We start from the raw sequence: 20,394 nt of genomic DNA on the forward strand, positions 1-20,394 counted from the left end.
AGAAATTTTGGAGATATGAGGCCCATTGGATAGAAATCATCCATTACCCATGTCATTTCTAATTTTGGAGTTTTTGTCTTTGTGCTTCATATAGTGCGATAGAGGTGGCGTTAGATACGTTTAGACTCTCCATCGAAGCTTGAATGGGGATTTTGGCAAGTTGGCTGCAGGCTTTTGCTACAAGTTGACGTATTCCAGATCCTTCCGCACCCATGACGATGGCGAGTGGGGCGGTTGTATTGAATGCTTGTGCTATATCTGTATCGGTATTTCCATCCATCCCTACAACCCACCAGCCTGCATCTGTTAGCGCATTCACAGCTCGCGAAAGATTCACAACGGCGACTTCAGGAATAATATCTACTGCTCCAACTGCTGCCTTCGCTAATGCGCCGCCAAGTTTAGGGGAGTTGCGGGTTTGCATAATGACAGCTTTAGCGTCAAAGGCGGCCGCTGATCGGAAAATAGCGCCAACATTTTGCGGGTCTGTGACTTGATCCAGTATTATGATCGGTCCTTCACCTTGGGCTAGAATTGATTCGAAGTCCTGGCCTTCAAGTTCCCGTGCATGTAGGGCGACGCCTTGATGAACTGAATCTGGGGGCAGGAATTTATCAAGATCTTTTGGGTCTGCGAGTTGCGCGTAGTGAGGAAGATGGTCCGGGTCCAATCCTAATTTTTGTGCACCATTACGACTCAATAGAGCGCGAATTTTTTTACGCGAGCTGTTTTTTAGGGCAGAAGACACGGCATGCACGCCCCAAATCCACACTTCACCTTCTGGAAGGTGTTGATAAGTGGAGTTTTTTTGCTTTTTTTCAAACTTTTTTGAATTGTCAGCATTTGACCAGTTGCGTGGTTTGTTCTTCATGTCTATAAAGCGCCCTTCGTAAGGTTGTTGCGAGCAGGCTTTGGAGTGTTCTGAGGTCTTCGTCAAGCACTGATCTTACCAGCGTTACAAACGCTGTATCCCGTGGAGGGATGGGAGAGTGGTTAAATCCAGCGGATTGTAAATCCGCCCGCCTTGCGTACGCTGGTTCGAATCCAGCTCCCTCCACCATTTTTTTGTTTCGCCTAGTATTTGAGCATGCGACAGGAAAAGAGCTGATGATTCATAAGATTTCTGGTTTTTCTTCCTTCAGCTAAATTAAGCTGATTATTTCAAACATACACGCTGAAATGCCCTTGTGACATTGCTGTTATGAGCTTGCGTTCTATTTCGTCATGCTTGTGTCATGTCTCTAAATTTTAGCTGACTGTTTCAATTAGGTATCATTATGCAAAAGTTAGATAACAAACTCTGTCTCGTGACGGGCGCTGCCATGGGAATCGGTGAAAGTATTTGCCGTACATTTGCGGCTGAAGGTGCACACGTCGTTGTAACGGATGTTCTTGAAGAAAAAGGACTAGAGCTCGCGCAGGAGATAGGTGGTGAGTTTTTTAAACTCGACGTTTCCTCGGAGCAAGATTGGTTGGCATGCGAAGATAAATATCCGCAAATTGATGTCGTGGTGAATAATGCGGGAATTACTGGCTTTGAGGAGACTGTAAGTGCCCATGATCCTGAAAATGTGTCATTAGAAGAGTGGCGCAGAGTTCATCAAGTCAATCTCGAAGGTACCTTTTTGGGGTGTCGATATGCAATCCGTGCAATGAAGAGAAGGGGACAAGGGTCAATCATCAATATGTCTTCTCGGTCTGGGCTGGTAGGTATTCCTGGTGCCGCAGCGTATGCTTCTTCTAAAGCAGCGATCAGAAACCATACTAAATCAGTTGCTTTGTATTGTGCGCAAAATAAATGGGAAATTCGATGTAATTCTATTCATCCCGCCGCTATTTTGACACCGATTTGGGATGCAATGCTTGGTGATGGAGCGGATCGGGACAGTCGAGAGGCTGCAATGGTTGCATCGACACCACTGAAGCGATTCGGAAGTGTTGAAGAGGTTGCTTCTGTAGCGCTTTTGCTCGCCAGTGATGATGTAAAATACATGACTGGCACAGAGGTGAATATTGATGGCGGGTTATTGGCAGGATCCGCAGCCGCACCGGGCGCAGAAGCTGAATAGTTCTTGGAGTGAGAAGAAGAAATGTCGATGTATTTGCTGGTTGATATCAAATATTGAATTGGCTTTTATTCGTGTGTCGGTATGATGGTGTATAAATATATTTGCATGTGAGTGCTGATGACTTTGAATCATGAGTAATCATGATTTTTTTGCTTCATGTGTAGAGCTCAGTTAGAGTTGTCGTTGAGTTGTGTGAAATAAATTCCCTTCGTTGGAGAAAAACAACATTAACTGATTGCAATTCTGTTCTGTTGGTTTATTTGTACAAAAATAGTTTCACAAATCGGGTTGGGTATCTTGATCATGTGAAATTTCTCCTCCTTTGACGGAGGAATTTGGGGTTTCCGAGTGTAGAGTAGGTGAGTGTTTTTACAGTTTTTGCAGGTCAATTTGAAAGTTGGATGTGAACTGGCGCGGTTCTTGCGAGAACCCTTGTGTAGAACACGCAAATGGGATGAATAGCTGTGAAACACAATACAATTATAGAAGGTAGCTTCGTTGGTGGTTTGGGCGGAGTTGAGCAAAACCAGAGCAATTGGTCGAAAGCTCGTTTAAGCAAAACTAAGCGTGCGATGGACATCGTTCTCGCTTTAGGAATGTTAGTCTTTTTATTTCCTTTATACGTATTGGTTGCGATACTCATTAAAATGAATGACGGTGGTCCAGCTCTCTTTAAGCAGCGCCGTATCGGTGTCGATGGCAAAGAATTTTACTGTTATAAATTCCGCACAATGGTGCTAAATGCTGAAGCACAGCTAAAGGCGGTTTTAGATAGTGACCCTGCAGCAGCAGCTGAGTGGCGTAAGTTTAAAAAGCTGAAAAAAGACCCACGGATTACAAGCGTTGGACGCTTTTTACGTAAGTCTAGTTTGGATGAGTTGCCGCAACTGATCAATATTCTAAAGGGTGAGATGTCAGTTATTGGTCCAAGAACCATTACGCGTGCAGAAACACCAGACTATGGTGGGATGTCAGATTTCACTGTATACTGTAGTGTGCGCCCTGGTGTGTTAGGTTTGTGGCAGCTTAGCGGTCGAAGTGATACAGGTTTTGATAAGCGCGTTGAGCTTGATGTTAAATACGTACGTGAGTGGTCTGTATGGGGCGATATCAAGATATTGTTTATATCTGTACCGACTGTGTTGCTGGGTAAGGGTGCTTACTAATTCTATTTGCGTGAATATAGTGAGTTAAGCGTCACTTCCAAATTACAAAAAAAGCCTCAACACTATGAAATGTGTTGAGGCTTTTTTTGTGTTCGGAGTATTGTTTTTACTAGAATATCGCGCGAATTGCTATGGCGATAGAGGCCCAAAATGCACCACATGTCGTAAATATGAATAGTGATGTTTTCCAAGCTGGCCAACGCTCTTCGTTGGCTTCGCAGGTGGTGGTTGGAAGCTTGTATGTCTTAAGATCAATGACGCGTGCATCGCTTGATTGTGCTGAGGCGTAGCTGTTCATAAGAGTTCACCAGTTTAGAATATTATGATGAACCAATCATATCGATAGGACTCACAAGAGAGTCTTAATATTATATATTCAATTTTGGGGAATGCTTTGGTTTCAAAGCCTACTTAGAAGAAACTTGAAGTTTTTTTAAGGCTGATGCAGCTTTGTCAGAGGTTTCCAGATGCTTTTTTTGATCAGTTCTAGCTGATCAAGAAAATTTTTGTGTATCAAGCTTTTTTTTGTGCTTGAACAATCTGTAATGCAAAGTAAGCGCCAAGTTTGAAAATAAAAACACAATATTATCGGGTGAGGTGGTTAGGCATGAAAGGAAATCGCCTATATTACCATGTTTTATCGCGTGGATCATTTTGGCCCAGCGATATTTTCTAGATGCGTTAGTGCGCGCCAATTTGTTTAAGTGTCTTGCTTCCTTTGACAGATTTGGCAAATCTCGGTGCGTGCGTATGCTATTGTAAAAATGCATAAGCTCTGAATGCCCGTGACAGCCACTTAACGAGTTTGCGCGTCGTATAGCGACGTAGCCCTGCGGCGATGTGAGGCCGGCTTTGGCACCGTTTGCGAGGAGGCGTACGTAGAGATCGTAGTCTTCTCCTAGGCGCATTTTCTCATCATACTGTAAATGGGCTTCATCCAAGCTTGTTTTGCGAATGATCGGCTTTAAAAAACCTAGTTCGCGTCTTGATTTTCCCTTCTGGGGAAGGTTTCCAGCAATGAAGGTTTCCAAGGATAGGTCTGAGACCTTATCCGTTGGTTCAATATTGAGCATTGGAGAGATGTTCTCCGGATTATCGCCTTCTTCCAATAGCCATAAGTCATCTGCTAAAATATCGTAATCGTTTCCGGCAAGCGAAAGCAGCTTATCTATTCGGCCTTCCATAAGGTAATCGTCTGCATCTAAGACTGTGAACCATTGCGCCGTTGTGTTTTTTAGAGCTAAGTTTCTTGCAGCGGAGGGGCCGCTGTTTTTCGGCAATTTTAGAACAAGTAGCCGGCCTGAATTATCTTCGGCTAAAAGTGCAGCTTCGTATGTGTTGTCTTGTGAGGCGTCATCTACAACAATAACTTGAGATACAGACTTTTGTATTAAGGCAGAGCGAACAGCTTTTTCTATAGTATTGCTTGCGTTGTATGCAGCAATCACAATAGCAACTGTGTCATTATTGGTCGATTTAGACATTAACTCACCCGTAAAGTCTGTTTTTATTCTTTGTACACAGTAAAGAGGCTGTTGCCTAAGTTATTTAATGTGAATTCTGAAACTGCTTATATCAAAATAATGCTGGAATTATAATGCTCTTAGCGCGAGTGTTTATAAAACACTGTTAAACTAATCTGGTGATATCACTGCATTGATGCACACATAAAAATAAAGCCCCATTAAAATACAACGTGCCGCTGTGGATCACTTTGTTCTGTATTGTATAAAATGTAGCAATTATTGCACCATAACATCGCGAAAACACTCATGTTTTGCAAAATTCAAATATGCAAAAAATCAAATTTTGCGCCAATATTCCAAAATAGATAATGATATTATGGGAATGGATTTAACAGAGATATATGGAGCGGGTACACGGAATCGAACCGAGGTACATAGCTTGGAAGGCTAGTGCATTACCATTATGCTATACCCGCTCAAATATGAGAGAGGGACTGTTAGCGCATTTATTAGGGGTTCGTCCATAGTAAAATGGACTTCTTTGAGAAAAAAATGAAATTTTGGAGCTAAATATAAAAAAGGCGTATTGGTAGAGCTCCAATACGCCTTTTAGAACCAATTTTTGGCTAGCTTAGAATAGGCGTTCGCCAACGCGGAGTGTGTCTCCAGGGTTTACCGGTGTGGTCGAAGTTAGTTTTACTTCTCGTTCTTCCATCCCACCTGAAGCACGCACGAATATTTTCTGCTTGTTAGCGCGGTAGGTGTAGCCTTCTGCAGTTGCAATGGCATTTAAGACTGTAAGTCCATCAGAGTATGGATACTCTCCAGGGCGGTTAACCTCGCCGAGAATGTAGTAGGGACGAAAATTGATAACTTCTGCAGAAATGCGCGGGTTGTTTAGGTAGCCCTGACGAAAACGATCTTCCATGGCGCGCTGCACTTGGCGTACGGAGTTGCCTGCAGCTTCCACTTCGCCAATAAGAGGAACCGAAATCATGCCTGTTCCGTCAACTTGAAACTCTCCAGAAAGGTCTGGTTCGCCAAACACAGTGACGCGCAACGTGTCCCCGTTTCCAAGTTTGTAACCTAAACTGTCCGTTGGCTTGGCGTTTTGGTTGGGAGAGAGTGGGGCGTTATTTGATACAACTTCTTGTGTTGTAGTAGATGCTGCTGGGTGTTTGATTAGAGCCGATGTGTCTGTTTGAGTGCTTGTGGCTGGTGTTGAACAGGCTGCGGCTGTTAACAGCAATGTTGCTGCAATAGCAATTTTTAGGCGTCCTAGAACATTCATTTTCTTTGCTTCCCGACCTCTATAATTCAATATTCACTTAAAATTCGCGAATGGGCGAATTTTATATAAATAACACACTTAATAAGTGTATGCTTGTATGTATCCAAACGTTACATTTCTAGCATAACTGCGTGAGAAAATGCGTATTTATGTGTTTCCTGTGCTTTCATACTCAAGATATGGGCCAATTTAGGGAGTATAGGTGAAACAAATAAGAAAAAATGCCTGAGATTTTGTTTCATCACTGAAGATTGAACTGAGTTGGAAAAAGTAGGCATTACTCGGTAAGTTATACTTGTAATTATCTGTATGATAGCGTATCAGCGTTTCTTCCAATGCAGGGGTATAGCTCAGTTGGTAGAGCATCGGTCTCCAAAACCGAGGGTCGTGGGTTCAAATCCTACTGCCCCTGCCAGTGGAAATTGTTGAATTTAAACGTATTTTCACTAAAAACCTTCACATTTAAAAGTTTATTTTTGCAATTTTGATGGAATTTCCGTTAGATCAATTGTTGCGGTTTCAATTTTTTTGAAACTACCTTTTCCCGATACATAAAGAGACGTGACTGTTCATGCTGCTTTTTAAACGCAGGATGGGTGTCACTAGAGTAGTTTTGGAATGGCGGTGCTGAAGCTTGCCTGCTTGGGCTGTGGAATATGGCTGGTCCGTGTGTGCTGCCCAGAAGGTGCATGAGAGAGTGTGGATTACCTCGCTCATGCTGACCTTTAGTTTGGTGTCTGCTTGTGCTTTGAGTGTTAGGCGAGGCGTTTTGCGGCGATCGCATACTCTTCTTTGAGTTTTTCAATGAAAACTGCAGCAGGTTGAATGGATTTTACGGCACCAATTCCTTGCCCGCATCCCCAAATGTCTTTCCAAGCTTTTGCGTCGCTGCCCATATCACCAAAGTTCATGTGCTTGGCTTCTTTGTCAGCAAGTTCATCTGGGTTAATGCCAGCGTTGACAATGGATGGCTTTAGATAGTTTCCATGAACACCTGTAAACAGGTTTGTGTAGATTATATCATCAGCATCACTATCGGCGATCATTTGCTTATAAGCTGGTACAGCATCTGCCTCTTCGGTCGCGATGAAAGCTGATCCCATATAGCCAAGGTCTGCTCCCATAACTTTAGCCGCAGCAATGGATGCGCCATTGGCAATCGAGCCGGAAAGGGCGATAGGGCCATCAAACCATTCACGCGTTTCTTGCACGAGTGCGAATGGGGAGAGTGTGCCGGCATGACCACCAGCACCAGCAGCCACGAGTACGAGGCCATCAGCGCCTTTTTCGATCGCCTTGTGTGCGAATGTCTGGTTGATCACATCATGGAAAACAATACCGCCATAACTATGGATTGCTTCGTTGACTTCAACGCGTGCACCAAGAGAGGTGATAACGATTGGGACTTTGTATTTTACGCAGAGCGCGAGGTCTTCTTCTAGGCGAATATTTGAACGATGCAGAATGAGGTTTACGGCATAGGGCGCATCATCTGGCCCGAGCGTTTCATTAAGAAGTTGTAGCCATTCTTCAAATTCGCCGGGTTTACGGGCGTTTAGCGAAGGAAATGCACCAACTATTCCGGCTCGGCATTGTGCGATAACGAGTTTAGGACGCGATATAATAAACATTGGGGCGGCTATAACGGGGAGCTTCAAGCGCTCGCTCAATGAAGAAGGTAAAGACATGCAAGTCTCCTAAACAGACAAATGAGTAACAATTTTAGGGAGCTTACTCTTTTGAATGCTGCTGACAATCGTGTCGTAGCGTTAGTTGGTGGGCATTCAAATTATTCGGCCAACTATTCAGATATGTTCATTTCCAAATAGCTTGCTAGACTAATGACAACGATGTGGGAGGGTGAAGGAAATGCAAATTGGATGTGCCTGTGGTAAGGTTTCGGGCCGCGTTGAAAAAGCGTCTTCAAAAACCGTAAATCGCATTAGATGCTATTGTAGAGATTGTCAGGCTGGGGCGTATCTTACAGACGTAGATAAAGTGTTGGATTCCCACGGTGGCACAGAAATTTATCAAACTTCCCCTGCATTGATAAGTTTCCATCATGGCTTGGAAAATATAGGCTGTACGCGCTTGGCTGGGAAGGGCTTGATGAGATGGCATTCCACCTGCTGCAATACGGCGATAGCCAACACTTTGGAAGATAGGAAGTTTGCATTCGTGGGGCTGGTTCATACATGTGTGCAATCGCCAGAAATGGGAGATGCGCGGGATCAATTGATTGGTGCGCAGATATTTGATGTGAATACAGGCGGGGCGAAGAATGGTCCGATAAAACGGATAGGTCAGCGCAGAACTATATTTAAAATATTGTCAGGGGTCCTAAAGGCGAAAGTCACTGGCACCTATAAGATGAACCCATTTTTTGATGCCGTGAGTGGCAAGCCGATTGTTAAGCCGCGCGTTCTATCAGGTGAAGAAAGCGCGGCAATATATCAAAAAGTTGATCAAGACTAAGGTGGTGGTGGTTTAAAAGTTAAAGTCTTCTAGCTCGTCAAATGCTGCTTTGAGTGCATTGCCCCATCCAGACGATACACTTTGATAGTAAGGATTATCTTTTGTGATGCGTGTTTGGTATTTGAGTTCGAAGCTGTTTTTCTCGTAGCATTGCAGATCAAGTGGCAGGTCTACCGAGAGATTGGCTTTAATTGTTGAGTCGAACGACACGAGAAGCAATTTTGTCGCTTCTTCAAAACTCATATCAGGATTGTATGCGCGCAGAAGGATGGGTTTGCCATATTTGGTTTCCCCCACTTGGAAGAATGGTGTGTCTTCACTGCTTTCGATAAAGTTGCCTTCAGGGTAAACCATGAATAGGCGAGGCTCAGATCCATTGATTTGACCACCAATAATAATGGTGGCGTTAAAAGTTGAGGAGGCTTGTTGGCCCTCATCTTTTTGATTTTTGATGATTTCGCGTAGTGTCTCACCGACAATTGTCGCAACTTGAAACATTGAAGGTGCTTCAAGAAGGGATGGCTTGCGTTGATCGGGAGCTTTAGAGCGCTCGTCCAAAGTTGAAACAAGTGCTTGTGTCGTTGCAAGGTTGCCTGCTGTCATTATAGTGATGACCCGTTCACCAGGCACAGACCATGTGAACATTTTTTTGAATGTCGAAATATTATCTATGCCCGCATTCGTGCGAGTATCAGACATGAAAACAAGCCCTTTGTTTAAGAGCATTCCCACACAATATGTCATAAAGCTGGCTCCTTAGGCGCAACCGAAATTTTTCGTGAGACCTTATTGTTGTACTTGGACGTTTACCACAAGCTTTTCTTCAATTGCGCCTTGAATTAATCCAGAGATAGGAGCCGCTTCGCGTGCGTCTAGTCCAGTTGCGACGCGAATATAGCGTGCGTCAGGGCATTGCTCGTTTGGGGGATCGAAACCAATCCAGCCAATGTTTTCAACATATGCCTCTGCCCAAGCGTGACCGGCATTTTGATGTTCTTCGCTATCGGTCATTAAAAAGCCTGACACATAGCGCGCAGGAAAGCCCAGTAGGCGTGCGGCGCTAATAAAGACATGCGCATGATCTTGGCAAACACCATTTCCTGCTTGCATAGCTTCTTCAGCGGTCGTGGTTGATTGTGTTGAGCCGGAGACGTATTTTACTTTTGTAAGTACGGCGTCACAAAGCGTATGTAGAAGCGCGATGCTGTCTTCGTCTTTTTTTATCGACTTAGCAAACTTCTCAATGAGTGGCCCAGCTTTTGTGAGTGGGGTGGTGCGCTTAAATAGCCAAAGCGGTGCATATCCACCGTGTAAGCCGATTACGCCTGAATTATCAGCTGTTTCCACTTCACCAACGCATTTGACGATAATTTCTGTGATATCGGGGTCGAACCGAATGAGTTCGACTTTATTGTTGTGGTGGTCTGTGAAGGTGTTTTGAACTGAGCCGCCCGTTACATCTACTTTCCACTGGAGAATGGTCTGCCCAGCCGTTGCCTTGGGCGTTAGGCGCAATTGTTGTAAAGCATATGAGACGGGCGCATCATATTGATAGCGAGTTTCATGTGAAATGCTTAGGCGCATCGGGATGACCTTTTACTAATCATAGAATCGGAAATCTTTTTCGATTTGAGCACCAAGTGCTCCAGCTTTATGGATAAAGCTTTCTAAAAATTCGTGCAGACCAATATCGAAAATGCTGTCGATGGTTTGTTCGCGCGTGAATGTATGTAATTCCCGTGAGAGATCTAAGCTTTTGGGATTTGTTTCGTAAGAATTTGATAGGTAGACTAAGTTTCTCATTGTCTTTTCTGCGCAATGGCAAAGCGAGCGCGGCATTCGGCTATCGAGGATAAGAAACTTCACGATAGACATGGGCATTGATACGTCTTCATCTTCATTTGCTTGCACCCAACGAAAGGCGCGCTCTGCTGATACTGAGCGCAAAATGGCTTCCCATTGTACATTGTCGAGAGAAGAGCCCACATAAGATAAAGAGGGAAGCAAGACGTAATATTTTACATCCAGAATACGCGCTGTGTTGTCACAACGTTCGATGAATGTGCCCATGCGCGTGAAGTTATAAATATCATTTCGCAACATCGTGCCGTGCAGGGCACCACGTACTTGGGATGTTTGTTGGCGGATGGTGGCGAGCACATCTGAGAGATCTGCTTCATTTACCGGCTGTTGTAAGACAGCTTTGAGTGTCATCCATGCTTCGTTTACCGCTTCCCAGACTTCGCGTGTGAGTGCTGTGCGTACTAGGCGGGCATTCATGCGTGCAGCTTCAATTGAGCTCATTACGCTTGAGCCGTGGGTACGATCTCTAAGCAGAAAGTCTACGACTTGGTCGAAGTCATAACTTTTATGGCGCTCTAAATACTGCTCAGTGCTGCCAACAGCGGTAACAATATGCGACCATTCATCGACGCTTGATGCTGAACGTGTGACTGAAATCCTATATCCTGTCTCAAACAGGCGAGCGATGTTTTCAGCTCTTTCAAGATAGCGGAACATCCAGAAGAGGCCGCCAGCGGTTTTACCTAGCATGCTCTATTCCTTTAATACCCATGTATCTTTTGTGCCGCCACCTTGGCTGGAATTTACCACAAGCGAGCCTTCGGTCATCGCGACGCGTGTGAGACCTCCGGGTGTGATGTTGACCTTATCGGGTGACATTAAAGCGAAAGGACGCAGATCGACATGGCGTGGCGCAAGTCCGCTTTTGGTGAAAATTGGGGTTGTTGATAGGGAGAGGGTGGGTTGCGCGATATAGGCGTCAGGCTTTTCGCGTAGCTTGGCTGCAAATGCAGTTATTTCTTTTTTGGAAGATGTTGGGCCTATCAACATGCCATAACCTCCAGATCCGTGTACTTCTTTCACGACAAGTTTTGACAGGTTTTCAAGTACATAGGTAAGTGATTCAGGATCTGAACACCGCCACGTAGGAACATTTTTGAGAATAGGCTCTTCGCCAGTGTAGAATTTAACAATCTCAGGAATGTATGAATAGATTGCTTTGTCATCCGCAATCCCTGTGCCGGGGGCGTTTGCTATTGTGACGCCGCCAGAGCGGTAGACATCGAGTATACCGGGAACGCCCAAGAGGGATTCTGGGTTAAAGTTTAAAGGGTCCAGGAAAGCATCATCAATACGGCGGTAAATAACGTCTATCGCTTTATAGCCGCGTGTGGTTCGCATAGCGACGCGCCCGTTTTCTACACGTAAATCGCTGCCTTCAACGAGTTCAGCTCCCATTTGGTCTGCGAGGAATGCATGTTCAAAATATGCAGAATTGTGAATACCGGGCGTGAGGACTGCGATAACTGGACGTGTGCCGCATGCGGGTGGTCTGCACTTTGAGAGCGACATAGCAAGGTCACGTGGATAGTCCGATACGGGATGGACTTTTATTTGAGAGAAAAGCTCTGGAAACATTTGCAGCATGGTTTCGCGGTTTTCCAGCATGTAGGAAACACCTGAAGGTGTGCGTGCATTATCTTCAAGAACGTAAAACTCGTTTTCATTGGTGCGGACAATGTCGGTTCCTGTAATGTGGGTGTAGACCCCGCCGGGAGGGGAGACGCCGATCATCTCCGGTAGGAAGGCGACATTATTGGAAATCATGTTTACGGGAATTTTGCCGGCGCGAACGATTTCTTGGCGATGATATATATCGTGCAGAAATGCATTGATTGCTCGCACGCGCTGCTCAATCCCGAGGGTGAGTCGAGACCACTCATTTGCGGATATTATGCGAGGAACCAGATCAAAGGGAATAAGACGCTCGTCTGCTTCTTCTTGACTGTAGACGTTGAATGTTATGCCGGTGCGACGAAAGAATGTCTCCGCATCGACAGTTTTTTTGTTTAGTTGAGACGCGTCTTTGCGCATCAACCACTCAAAATATTTCTTATATGGCCCGCGCGGTTGATCGCCGTGGCCAAACATTTCGTCAAAATAATTAGAATCAGTCTTTTTAAATTCCATACCCATTATTCAGCAGGAATTTGAGGGATACTCTAGTGCAAATTGAGATTATTGTGAAAATCTGGTCATGTTTTTTTAGGTGAAAGCGGTTTCGTGATCAATGCGAGGTGATTCTGACTGTTTTTTGAGCATTTTTCGAGGTAACACAGTCGCTTACATGGTGATGTTTCTGGTTTTTGGTCGCGGGAAAAGGGTTGAAACTTTGCGCGATGTGCGCCAACTAGAATTTGAACCTTATAGTTTTTTTAGTTAGGTATGGACGTGAGGCCTGTGTTCGACTACAACGCCTCGCTTAACCCATCCCTTAAATTCGGGAAGACACGGATAGCTCATGGCTGAGACCAAGAAGCGCACGAACCCTTTTACTTTTTTTAGTCAGGTTCGAGCAGAAGCGCGTAAAATCACATGGACTTCGCGAAAGGAAACTATCGCAGCCACAATCATGGTATTGATTATGGTTGTTTTCGCGTCAATTTTCTTTTTACTCACGGACATGGTGGTATCCTTTGTCGTGGGACTAATTACAGGGATCTAATCGTCCATGGCCAAAGCCAGATGGTATATCGTTCACGCTTACTCAAACTTTGAGAAGAAAGTTGCAGCCTCAATCCGCGAGCAGGCGGAAATGCAGGGGCTTGAGGAGCTGTTCGAAGAAATTGAAGTTCCGACCGAAGAGGTTGTGTCTGTAGTGCGCGGGAAGAAGAAGACGACAGAGCGTCGTTATTTTCCTGGTTACGTGCTGGTCAAAATGCAATTGACAGATGCGGCCTACCACTTGGTGAAAGAAACACCAAAGGTAACAGGTTTTCTTGGATCTGATGGTGGTAAGCGTCCTCTGCCTGTGCGCCAGAGTGAAGTTGACAGTATTCTAGGTCAGGTAACGGAAGCTGCTGAGCGTCCAGAAATTCCAACCGTAATCTACGAGGTTGGTGAAAAAGTTAAAGTTATTGATGGTCCGTTCGCGACATTCGCGGGCGAGGTTGAGGATGTCGATTTAGAGAATGCGCGCTTAAAAGTGACAGTCTCTATCTTTGGGCGTGAAACACCTGTAGACCTTGAGTTTGGTCAGGTTGAAAAGCTGTAAGGCTTTTTGCTTGATTTTAAATCGGTGTGGGAGGCGGGCTGTAAGTCCATAGTTTTGCCGAACCACGCTATTCCCAGTGCGTATGAGAGGAGGTTTCCACTTGTGCGCACGCTTCGCGTTTCGAGAGGGAAATTATGGCGAAGAAATTATTAGGGCAGATTAAACTGCAAATCGCGGCTGGGGCGGCAAACCCGTCACCGCCAATTGGTCCTGCTTTGGGTCAACGCGGTATTAATATCATGGAATTCTGTAAGGCGTTCAACGCTAAAACACAGGATCAGGAAAAGGGTATGCCTTTGCCTGTCGTGATCAGTTATTACCAAGATAAATCTTTCACATTTATTACAAAAACTCCTCCTGCGAGCTTCTTGTTGAAGCGTGCGGCTGGTTTGAAATCAGGAAGTAAAGAGCCTGGTCGTCAGTCTGCGGGTAATGTGACAATGGCTCAGTGTCGTGAGATTGCTGAGATCAAATTAGCTGACTTGAACACTTCTGACCTTGATCAAGGTACAAAAATCATTGCCGGTTCTGCGCGCGCAATGGGTTTGACGGTGACGGAGTAGTATCATGGCTAAAGTAGGAAAAAGAATTACAGCTGCACGTGCTGCTGTTGAAGCTGGCAAGCTTTACTCTGTTGCTGACGCTGTTGCGCTTGTTAAGTCAAATGCAAAAGCAAAGTTTGATGAGACAATTGAGCTTGCTGTGAACCTTGGTGTTGATCCAAAATACGCAGACCAAATGGTGCGTGGTGTTGTGTCTTTGCCTAATGGTACGGGTCGTTCTGTGCGTGTTGCAGTGTTTGCGCGTGACGCAAAGGCTGACGAGGCGCGTGAAGCAGGTGCAGATATCGTTGGTGCGGAAGACCTTATGGAAGCAATCCAAGAAGGTAAAATGGATTTCGACCGTGTTATCGCGACGCCTGATATGATGGCGATTGTTGGTCGTTTGGGTAAAGTGCTTGGTCCTCGCGGTCTTATGCCTAACCCAAAGGTTGGTACGGTTACTCCAAACGTTGCTCAGGCTGTTAAAGATTCAAAGGGTGGGGCTGTTGAGTTCCGCGCTGAGAAATCAGGTATTGTGCACGTCGGTGTTGGAAAAGCTTCTTTCGATGAGAAAGCTATTGAAGAAAACACTCTTGCTTTGATTGGTGCGCTTCAAAAAGCACGCCCATCTGGTGCGAAGGGTACATATGTTAAAAAAATCACACTGAGCTCCACAATGGGGCCTGGTGTTGCAGTTGATACTCAAGAAGTACTTGCGTCTAACGCGTAAGTGTGCATAAGAGATCAATTCGGCGGCAGCTCGATGGTTAAACATCGTACTGCCGCCTTTCTCGTCCGAGATTGCGGGTGGGGGTAATTCTTCTGAATTACTCGCATAATCATTTGGCCCGTATGAGACGGGGTGTAACGGATTAAGGTTTCATGTGCTGGTAACGGTGTGTTGAGGCTGGGTTTCCTTTTCGCCCTAGGACGGGGGTACGCTAACAAGTGTTAGTTGTATCTCGGTTTAGCTTCTTCGGAGGCTTTGAGGTGCGATTCGATAATTGTTCGCGTGCTATCCTGGGGCGACCGGATGGTTCGGTTGCCTAAATTGGAGGCCGCTATGGATAGAGCTGGAAAAACTAAAGCGCTAGAAGTGCTCAAAGGCATTTTTGGTGAAGCGGGTGCGGTAATCGTAACCCATTATTCCGGACTGACTGTGGCGGAGATGTCAGACCTGCGCATTAAGCTTGGCGCTGAAGGTGCAAGTCTGAAAGTTATTAAGAATCGTCTCGCGAAGATCGCTCTTGATGGTCAAGGTGGAGATGCGGCAACAGACTTGTTCAAAGGTCCTGTTGCTATTGCATTTGCTCCAGACCCTGTGTCAGCCGCTAAGGTTGTTGCAGAATACTCTAAGGATAACGACAAGCTTGTTATCGTTGGCGGTATTATGGGAAGTGATGTGCTTGATAAAGCTAAGGTTGAGGCTCTGGCCAAAATGCCTTCTCTGGATCAGCTTCGTGGCAAGATCATTGGTGTTCTTCAGGCTCCTGCAACGAAAGTTGCTGGCGTACTTCAAGCACCAGCCGGTCAATTGGCGCGCGTTATCGCGGCTTACGCCAAAAAAGACGCTGCTTAAGGCTTACATCTCTAAACACTCAGTTCAAGTTTGAAGACTACAGAAGTATTAGGAAGAAACCCAATGTCCAACCTAGATAAAATTGTTGAGGAACTATCCTCATTGACCGTTATGGAAGCTGCTGAGCTTGCTACTCTTCTTGAAGAGAAGTGGGGCGTTTCAGCTGCTGCTCCTGTTGCAGTTGCTGCTGTTGCTGGCGGTGACGCTGGTGCTGCTGCTGAAGAGAAATCAGAATTCGACGTTATTCTGAAATCTGCAGGCGACAAGAAAATCAACGTAATTAAAGCTGTTCGCGAAATCGTTGCTGGTCTTGGTCTGAAAGAAGCTAAAGATCTTGTTGAAGCTGCTCCTAAAGCAGTTAAAGAAGGTGTTGAAAAAGCTGAAGCAGAAGACATCAAGAAAAAGCTTGAAGAAGCTGGTGCTGAAGTCGAGCTTAAGTAAGCTTAACGAATGCAGGCGATTCGGTTACCCCGCGTGAAGGTAGCCGAATAGCCTTAAAACACTAAAGGCGGCGTCCCAGAAGGGTCGTCGCTTTTGCGCACCGAACGTGGCGAGGTCACTGCATTCCCTTGATTGGCGCGATGTTGTTGACCCTTAACAAGAGGCCCAAACATGGCTCTGTCGTTTACGGCGAAAAAGCGTATTCGGAAGTCCTTCGGGAACATCCCTGAATCCATCGAAATGCCGAACCTGATCGAAATTCAGCGTTCGTCTTACGAGCATTTTCTGCAGATGCACGTATCCTCTTCTGAACGCCAGGGTGAAGGCCTGGATGCAGTGTTCAGGTCTGTGTTCCCGATCAAGGATTTTTCTGATCGTGCGACCCTTGAATATGTATCTTATGAGTTTGAGCCGCCGAAATTCGACACTCAAGAGTGTTTGCAGCGCGACTTAAACTACGCGGCTCCCTTGAAGGTTAAGCTCCGTCTGATTGTTTTTGAAACAGACGAAGAAACGGGTGCGCGCTCTATTAAAGATATTAAAGAACAAGATGTTTATCTTGGTGATATCCCATTGATGACGGAAAAAGGTACCTTCATCGTGAATGGTACTGAGCGTGTTATCGTGTCTCAGATGCACCGTTCACCTGGTGTGTTCTTTGACCATGATAAAGGTAAGACGCACGCGTCTGGGAAGTTGCTATTTGCTGCGCGTATTATTCCATACCGTGGGTCTTGGTTGGACTTTGAGTTCGACGCTAAAGATATTATGCACGTGCGTATTGACCGTAAGCGTAAGCTGCCTGCGACGGCATTGCTTCAAGCGCTTGGTTATGATCATGAGCGTATTCTTGATACATTCTATACAAAAGTTGGCTACCGCATTGATAAAGCTGGCTGGATCACTTCTTTCTCTCCAGAGAGCTGGAAAAGTGTTCGTGTTGAATTTGATATTCTGAATGCAGCTGACGGCAAGGTTGTCTTTAATGGTGGGAAGAAGATTTCTCCGATTAAAGCTAAACGTGCTGCAGATGCTGGTGTTGAAGAAGTGCTTGTACCATCTACCTTCCTTGAAGGTAAATTTGTTGGTGAAGATATCGTCAACATGGAAACAGGTGAAATCTTCGTCGAAGCTGGTGATGAGCTGACTGAAGAGAATATTGCAGAACTTCGCGATGCTGGCGTGGACATGATTACTGTCCTTGATACTGATAGTGAAGCTGCGCGTGGCCCTTGGCTCCGTAACACACTGAAAGCTGATAAAGCGACAAACCGTACCGAAGCTTTGTCAGACATTTACCGTGTTATGCGTCCAGGTGAGCCGCCAACACTTGAAGCTTCTGAAGCATTGTTTACTCAATTATTCTTCGACCCAGAGCGCTATGACTTGTCTGCTGTTGGTCGTGTGAAAATGAACATGCGCCTCGGGTTTACTCTAGAAGAAGCTCCGGACACTGAGCGTACATTGCGTGAGGATGATATCCTTGGTGTGATGTCTACTGTGTTGGATCTCAAAGATGGTAAAGGGGAGGTCGATGATATCGATAACCTTGGAAACCGTCGTGTGCGTTCGTGTGGTGAGTTGCTTGAAAACGCATACCGTGTTGGTCTAGTCCGCATGGAACGCGCCATTAAAGAGCGTATGTCTTCTGTAGATATTGATACAGTTATGCCGCATGACTTGGTCAATGCGAAGCCGGTTCATGCTTCAGTGCGTGATTTCTTTGGTTCTTCGCAATTGTCTCAGTTTATGGACCAAACCAACCCGCTTTCAGAGATTACGCACAAGCGTCGTCTTTCAGCGCTAGGGCCTGGTGGTCTGACACGTGAGCGTGCTGGGTTTGAGGTGCGCGATGTGCACCCAACTCACTATGGTCGTATATGTCCGATTGAGACACCAGAGGGTCCAAACATTGGTTTGATCAACTCTTTGGCGACACACGCGCGTATTAATAAATATGGTTTTATCGAGAGCCCGTATCGCCGTGTGAAAGATGGTATTCCTCAGGATCAGGTGGATTACCTGTCTGCAATGGAAGAATATCGTTTCAAGATTGCGCAGGCGAACACGTCAATCGGTGAAGGCGGTCGTTACACGAATGAATTCGTGCATGCACGTGTGGCTGGTGAGGCAACTTTGGTCGCTCGTGAAGAAATCGACTATATGGACGTGTCTCCGAAGCAGGTTGTTTCTGTAGCTGCGGCGATGATCCCATTCCTTGAGAATGATGATGCGAACCGCGCGCTTATGGGATCCAACATGCAACGTCAGGCGGTTCCGCTTGTGAAAACGGATGCACCTCTCGTCGGAACAGGGATGGAGCGTATCGTTGCGCGTGATTCTCGTGCTGCGATTGTGGCAAAGCGTTCTGGTGTGGTTGAGCAAGTAGATGCGACACGTATTGTTGTGCGTGCGTTGGATGGACTGGATGCGACACGCTCAGGTGTGGACATTTATCGTTTGTCTAAATTCCAACGTTCAAACCAAAACTCTTGTATTAACCAGCGCCCAATCGTGAAGGTTGGTGATGAAATTGTTGCTGGTGATATTATAGCGGATGGTCCATCTACTGATCTGGGTGACTTGGCTCTTGGTCGTAACGTTCTTGTGGCATTCATGCCATGGTCTGGTTACAACTTTGAGGACTCCATTCTGATTTCAGAGCGTATCGTGCGTGATGATGTTTTCACTTCGATTCACATTGAAGAGTTTGAAATCGCGTCCCGTGATACAAAGCTTGGTCCTGAAGAAATTACACGTGATATTCCAAACGTTGGTGAGGAAGCACTTCGTAACCTCGATGAAGCTGGTATTATTGCGGTAGGGGCAGAAGTCGTTGCGGGTGATATTCTAGTCGGTAAGGTGACACCTAAAGGTGAGAGCCCAATGACGCCGGAAGAAAAGCTTCTTCGTGCGATCTTCGGTGAGAAAGCTTCTGATGTACGTGATACATCGCTTCGTGTACCTCCGGGTGACACTGGAACGATCGTTGAAGTGCGTGTCTTTAACCGTCACGGTGTAGATAAAGACCAACGTGCGCTTCAAATTGAACGTGAACAAATCGAAGCGCTACAAAAAGATAAAGATGACGAGTTGTCGATTATCGAGCGTGACTCATATGATCGTCTCCGCAGTCTTCTTATCGGTCAAAAAGCTATTGCCGGGCCAAAAGGCTTTAGCAAAGGCGAAGTGACTGCTGAAGCTTTGAATGAAGTTTATGAAACAGACATGTGGAAGATTGCGGTTGAAGACGAAGGTATTCAAACGCAGATCGATAACATTAAATCTGCTTTGGATAACTCCCGCTCATTGATCGAAGCGCGTTTTGAAGACAAAGTTGACAAAGTGCAACGCGGTGATGATCTGCCTCCTGGTGTGATGAAGATTGTAAAAGTCTTTATTGCTGTGAAGCGTAAGCTTCAACCGGGTGATAAGATGGCTGGTCGCCACGGAAACAAAGGGGTGATTTCTCGCATTAACCCGCTTGAAGACATGCCGCACCTTGAAGATGGTACGCCTGTTGATATCGTGCTGAACCCGCTTGGTGTTCCGTCGCGTATGAATGTTGGGCAAATTCTTGAAACGCACCTTGGTTGGGCGTGTTCTGGACTTGGTCGCATGATTGATAACTCCCTAAAAGAGTATCACCGTGATCATGATATTTCTAAGCTTAAAGGCATGCTTCAGCACTGTTATGGTGAAGGCGAAGAGCTGCCTGAGGGTGAAGGAGAGCTCGTTGAGCTGGCTGGAAACGTCACAAAAGGTATTCCGATTGCGACTCCTGTATTTGATGGGGCGAGCGCGAGTGACATTGATGAAATGCTTACACGTGCCGGCTTTGATACGTCAGGGCAGTCTGTCGTTTATGATGGCCGAACAGGGGAGCGTTTCTCCCGTAAGGTAACGGTTGGATATAAGTATCTCTTGAAACTTCACCACTTGGTGGACGACAAGATTCACGCACGTTCAACTGGTCCTTATTCGCTTGTGACTCAGCAGCCGCTAGGTGGTAAAGCGCAATTCGGTGGACAGCGTTTCGGAGAGATGGAGGTTTGGGCACTAGAAGCTTACGGTGCTGCTTACACTCTTCAAGAGATGTTGACCGTTAAATCGGATGACACAGCAGGACGGGCCAAGGTGTATGAATCTATCGTTCGTGGTGATGATAGCTTCGAAGCCGGTATCCCTGAAAGTTTCAATGTTTTGATCAAAGAGATGCGTTCTCTTGGTTTGAATGTAGAGTTGCTTGAGGCCGAGGATCCAGAAGCGTAGTTCGACGCTTCTAGAG

19 protein-coding genes and 3 tRNA genes are annotated in these 20,394 nt (G+C 45.8%); 12 read left to right on the forward strand and 10 right to left on the reverse strand.

Annotation, left to right across the window (positions count from 1 at the left end):
* Positions 1-58: 58 nt before the first annotated feature.
* Positions 59-871: a 23S rRNA (guanosine(2251)-2'-O)-methyltransferase RlmB gene (gene rlmB / locus ACFQS8_RS00260; protein WP_382164599.1), complete on the reverse strand. Its 813-nt coding sequence runs from the start codon at positions 869-871 to the stop codon at positions 59-61.
* Between the two features lie 104 nt (positions 872-975).
* On the opposite strand from rlmB, the gene ACFQS8_RS00265 reads away from it, so the two are divergent.
* The 3 genes from ACFQS8_RS00265 (at position 976) to ACFQS8_RS00275 (ending at position 3,235) form a co-directional block, all read left to right on the forward strand.
* Positions 976-1,060 (forward strand) — tRNA-Tyr (locus tag ACFQS8_RS00265).
* Between the two features lie 217 nt (positions 1,061-1,277).
* On the forward strand, positions 1,278-2,069 hold the full coding sequence (locus ACFQS8_RS00270) for an SDR family oxidoreductase (protein ID WP_382164601.1): 792 nt from the start codon (positions 1,278-1,280) through the stop codon (positions 2,067-2,069).
* 464 nt (positions 2,070-2,533) lie between these two features.
* Positions 2,534-3,235: a sugar transferase gene (locus tag ACFQS8_RS00275; protein ID WP_382164603.1), complete on the forward strand. Its 702-nt coding sequence runs from the start codon at positions 2,534-2,536 to the stop codon at positions 3,233-3,235.
* Between the two features lie 109 nt (positions 3,236-3,344).
* Here ACFQS8_RS00275 and ACFQS8_RS00280 read toward each other — a convergent pair whose 3' ends face one another.
* The 4 genes from ACFQS8_RS00280 to ACFQS8_RS00295 all read right to left on the reverse strand — a co-directional run bounded on the left by ACFQS8_RS00280 (position 3,345) and on the right by ACFQS8_RS00295 (position 5,992).
* Positions 3,345-3,533: a hypothetical protein gene (locus ACFQS8_RS00280; RefSeq protein ID WP_382164605.1), complete on the reverse strand. Its 189-nt coding sequence runs from the start codon at positions 3,531-3,533 to the stop codon at positions 3,345-3,347.
* 196 nt (positions 3,534-3,729) lie between these two features.
* Positions 3,730-4,719 carry a glycosyltransferase family 2 protein gene (locus ACFQS8_RS00285; RefSeq protein WP_382164607.1) on the reverse strand — a complete coding sequence of 330 codons (990 nt, stop codon included), beginning with the start codon at positions 4,717-4,719 and terminating at the stop codon, positions 3,730-3,732.
* A gap of 384 nt (positions 4,720-5,103) precedes the next feature.
* Positions 5,104-5,177, reverse strand: a tRNA-Gly gene (locus ACFQS8_RS00290).
* 155 nt (positions 5,178-5,332) lie between these two features.
* Positions 5,333-5,992 carry a polysaccharide biosynthesis/export family protein gene (locus ACFQS8_RS00295; protein ID WP_382164609.1) on the reverse strand — a complete coding sequence of 220 codons (660 nt, stop codon included), beginning with the start codon at positions 5,990-5,992 and terminating at the stop codon, positions 5,333-5,335.
* 339 nt (positions 5,993-6,331) lie between these two features.
* Between ACFQS8_RS00295 and ACFQS8_RS00300 the strand changes: the two genes are divergently transcribed.
* Positions 6,332-6,407 (forward strand) — tRNA-Trp (locus ACFQS8_RS00300).
* A 340-nt stretch (positions 6,408-6,747) separates the two neighbouring features.
* Here the strand turns inward: ACFQS8_RS00300 and ACFQS8_RS00305 are convergent.
* On the reverse strand, positions 6,748-7,680 hold the full coding sequence (locus ACFQS8_RS00305) for an NAD(P)H-dependent flavin oxidoreductase (protein ID WP_382164611.1): 933 nt from the start codon (positions 7,678-7,680) through the stop codon (positions 6,748-6,750).
* Positions 7,681-7,861: 181 nt separating this feature from the next.
* On the opposite strand from ACFQS8_RS00305, the gene ACFQS8_RS00310 reads away from it, so the two are divergent.
* Entirely contained in the window at positions 7,862-8,467 is a 606-nt protein-coding gene (locus tag ACFQS8_RS00310; protein WP_382164613.1) for a DUF6151 family protein, read from the forward strand.
* 12 nt (positions 8,468-8,479) lie between these two features.
* Here ACFQS8_RS00310 and ACFQS8_RS00315 read toward each other — a convergent pair whose 3' ends face one another.
* Genes ACFQS8_RS00315 through ACFQS8_RS00330 form a run of 4 tightly spaced genes read right to left on the reverse strand, consistent with a single transcriptional unit; the run spans position 8,480 to position 12,460 of the window.
* Positions 8,480-9,211, reverse strand: a complete 732-nt coding sequence (locus ACFQS8_RS00315) for a proteasome-type protease (protein WP_382164615.1) — start codon at positions 9,209-9,211, stop codon at positions 8,480-8,482.
* Positions 9,212-9,253: 42 nt separating this feature from the next.
* Positions 9,254-10,051, reverse strand: a complete 798-nt coding sequence (locus ACFQS8_RS00320) for a transglutaminase family protein (protein ID WP_382164617.1) — start codon at positions 10,049-10,051, stop codon at positions 9,254-9,256.
* Positions 10,052-10,066: 15 nt separating this feature from the next.
* Positions 10,067-11,020: an alpha-E domain-containing protein gene (locus ACFQS8_RS00325; protein WP_382164619.1), complete on the reverse strand. Its 954-nt coding sequence runs from the start codon at positions 11,018-11,020 to the stop codon at positions 10,067-10,069.
* Between the two features lie 3 nt (positions 11,021-11,023).
* Positions 11,024-12,460, reverse strand: a complete 1,437-nt coding sequence (locus ACFQS8_RS00330; protein WP_382164621.1) for a circularly permuted type 2 ATP-grasp protein — start codon at positions 12,458-12,460, stop codon at positions 11,024-11,026.
* 331 nt (positions 12,461-12,791) lie between these two features.
* On the opposite strand from ACFQS8_RS00330, the gene secE reads away from it, so the two are divergent.
* The 7 genes from secE to rpoB all read left to right on the forward strand — a co-directional run bounded on the left by secE (position 12,792) and on the right by rpoB (position 20,378).
* Positions 12,792-12,995 carry a preprotein translocase subunit SecE gene (gene secE / locus ACFQS8_RS00335; protein WP_382164623.1) on the forward strand — a complete coding sequence of 68 codons (204 nt, stop codon included), beginning with the start codon at positions 12,792-12,794 and terminating at the stop codon, positions 12,993-12,995.
* Between the two features lie 6 nt (positions 12,996-13,001).
* Positions 13,002-13,544 (forward strand): transcription termination/antitermination protein NusG, encoded by a 543-nt coding sequence (nusG, locus tag ACFQS8_RS00340; protein WP_382164624.1) that lies wholly within the window; start codon positions 13,002-13,004, stop codon positions 13,542-13,544.
* 134 nt (positions 13,545-13,678) lie between these two features.
* Entirely contained in the window at positions 13,679-14,107 is a 429-nt protein-coding gene (gene rplK / locus ACFQS8_RS00345) for a 50S ribosomal protein L11 (RefSeq protein WP_382164626.1), read from the forward strand.
* A gap of 4 nt (positions 14,108-14,111) precedes the next feature.
* The gene (gene rplA, locus ACFQS8_RS00350) at positions 14,112-14,816 is read left to right on the forward strand and encodes a 50S ribosomal protein L1 (protein WP_382164628.1); all 705 of its coding nucleotides are present in this window, start codon (positions 14,112-14,114) and stop codon (positions 14,814-14,816) included.
* A gap of 333 nt (positions 14,817-15,149) precedes the next feature.
* Complete coding sequence (gene rplJ, locus ACFQS8_RS00355) at positions 15,150-15,665, forward strand: 50S ribosomal protein L10 (RefSeq protein WP_382166563.1); 516 nt, start codon at positions 15,150-15,152, stop codon at positions 15,663-15,665.
* Positions 15,666-15,728: 63 nt separating this feature from the next.
* Positions 15,729-16,106, forward strand: coding sequence for a 50S ribosomal protein L7/L12 (gene rplL / locus ACFQS8_RS00360; protein WP_382164629.1), 378 nt, complete (start codon positions 15,729-15,731; stop codon positions 16,104-16,106).
* Positions 16,107-16,277: 171 nt separating this feature from the next.
* Complete coding sequence (rpoB, locus tag ACFQS8_RS00365) at positions 16,278-20,378, forward strand: DNA-directed RNA polymerase subunit beta (RefSeq protein ID WP_382164631.1); 4,101 nt, start codon at positions 16,278-16,280, stop codon at positions 20,376-20,378.
* The last annotated feature ends 16 nt before the right edge of the window (positions 20,379-20,394 follow it).

The sequence above is a fragment of the Hirschia litorea genome (assembly GCF_042665075.1).
GTDB classification, from domain to species: Bacteria; Pseudomonadota; Alphaproteobacteria; order Caulobacterales; family Hyphomonadaceae; genus Hirschia; species Hirschia litorea.

Coding starts and splice junctions, on each gene's coding strand:
- rlmB (WP_382164599.1), bottom strand. CDS start 871: ATGAAGAACAAACCACGCAACTGGTCAAATGCTGACAATTCAAAAAAG.
- ACFQS8_RS00270 (WP_382164601.1), top strand. CDS start 1,278: ATGCAAAAGTTAGATAACAAACTCTGTCTCGTGACGGGCGCTGCCATG.
- ACFQS8_RS00280 (WP_382164605.1), bottom strand. CDS start 3,533: ATGAACAGCTACGCCTCAGCACAATCAAGCGATGCACGCGTCATTGAT.
- ACFQS8_RS00285 (WP_382164607.1), bottom strand. CDS start 4,719: ATGTCTAAATCGACCAATAATGACACAGTTGCTATTGTGATTGCTGCA.
- ACFQS8_RS00295 (WP_382164609.1), bottom strand. CDS start 5,992: ATGAATGTTCTAGGACGCCTAAAAATTGCTATTGCAGCAACATTGCTG.
- ACFQS8_RS00305 (WP_382164611.1), bottom strand. CDS start 7,680: ATGTCTTTACCTTCTTCATTGAGCGAGCGCTTGAAGCTCCCCGTTATA.
- ACFQS8_RS00310 (WP_382164613.1), top strand. CDS start 7,862: ATGCAAATTGGATGTGCCTGTGGTAAGGTTTCGGGCCGCGTTGAAAAA.
- ACFQS8_RS00315 (WP_382164615.1), bottom strand. CDS start 9,211: ATGACATATTGTGTGGGAATGCTCTTAAACAAAGGGCTTGTTTTCATG.
- ACFQS8_RS00320 (WP_382164617.1), bottom strand. CDS start 10,051: ATGCGCCTAAGCATTTCACATGAAACTCGCTATCAATATGATGCGCCC.
- ACFQS8_RS00325 (WP_382164619.1), bottom strand. CDS start 11,020: ATGCTAGGTAAAACCGCTGGCGGCCTCTTCTGGATGTTCCGCTATCTT.
- ACFQS8_RS00330 (WP_382164621.1), bottom strand. CDS start 12,460: ATGGAATTTAAAAAGACTGATTCTAATTATTTTGACGAAATGTTTGGC.
- secE (WP_382164623.1), top strand. CDS start 12,792: ATGGCTGAGACCAAGAAGCGCACGAACCCTTTTACTTTTTTTAGTCAG.
- nusG (WP_382164624.1), top strand. CDS start 13,002: ATGGCCAAAGCCAGATGGTATATCGTTCACGCTTACTCAAACTTTGAG.
- rplK (WP_382164626.1), top strand. CDS start 13,679: ATGGCGAAGAAATTATTAGGGCAGATTAAACTGCAAATCGCGGCTGGG.
- rplA (WP_382164628.1), top strand. CDS start 14,112: ATGGCTAAAGTAGGAAAAAGAATTACAGCTGCACGTGCTGCTGTTGAA.
- rplJ (WP_382166563.1), top strand. CDS start 15,150: ATGGATAGAGCTGGAAAAACTAAAGCGCTAGAAGTGCTCAAAGGCATT.
- rplL (WP_382164629.1), top strand. CDS start 15,729: ATGTCCAACCTAGATAAAATTGTTGAGGAACTATCCTCATTGACCGTT.
- rpoB (WP_382164631.1), top strand. CDS start 16,278: ATGGCTCTGTCGTTTACGGCGAAAAAGCGTATTCGGAAGTCCTTCGGG.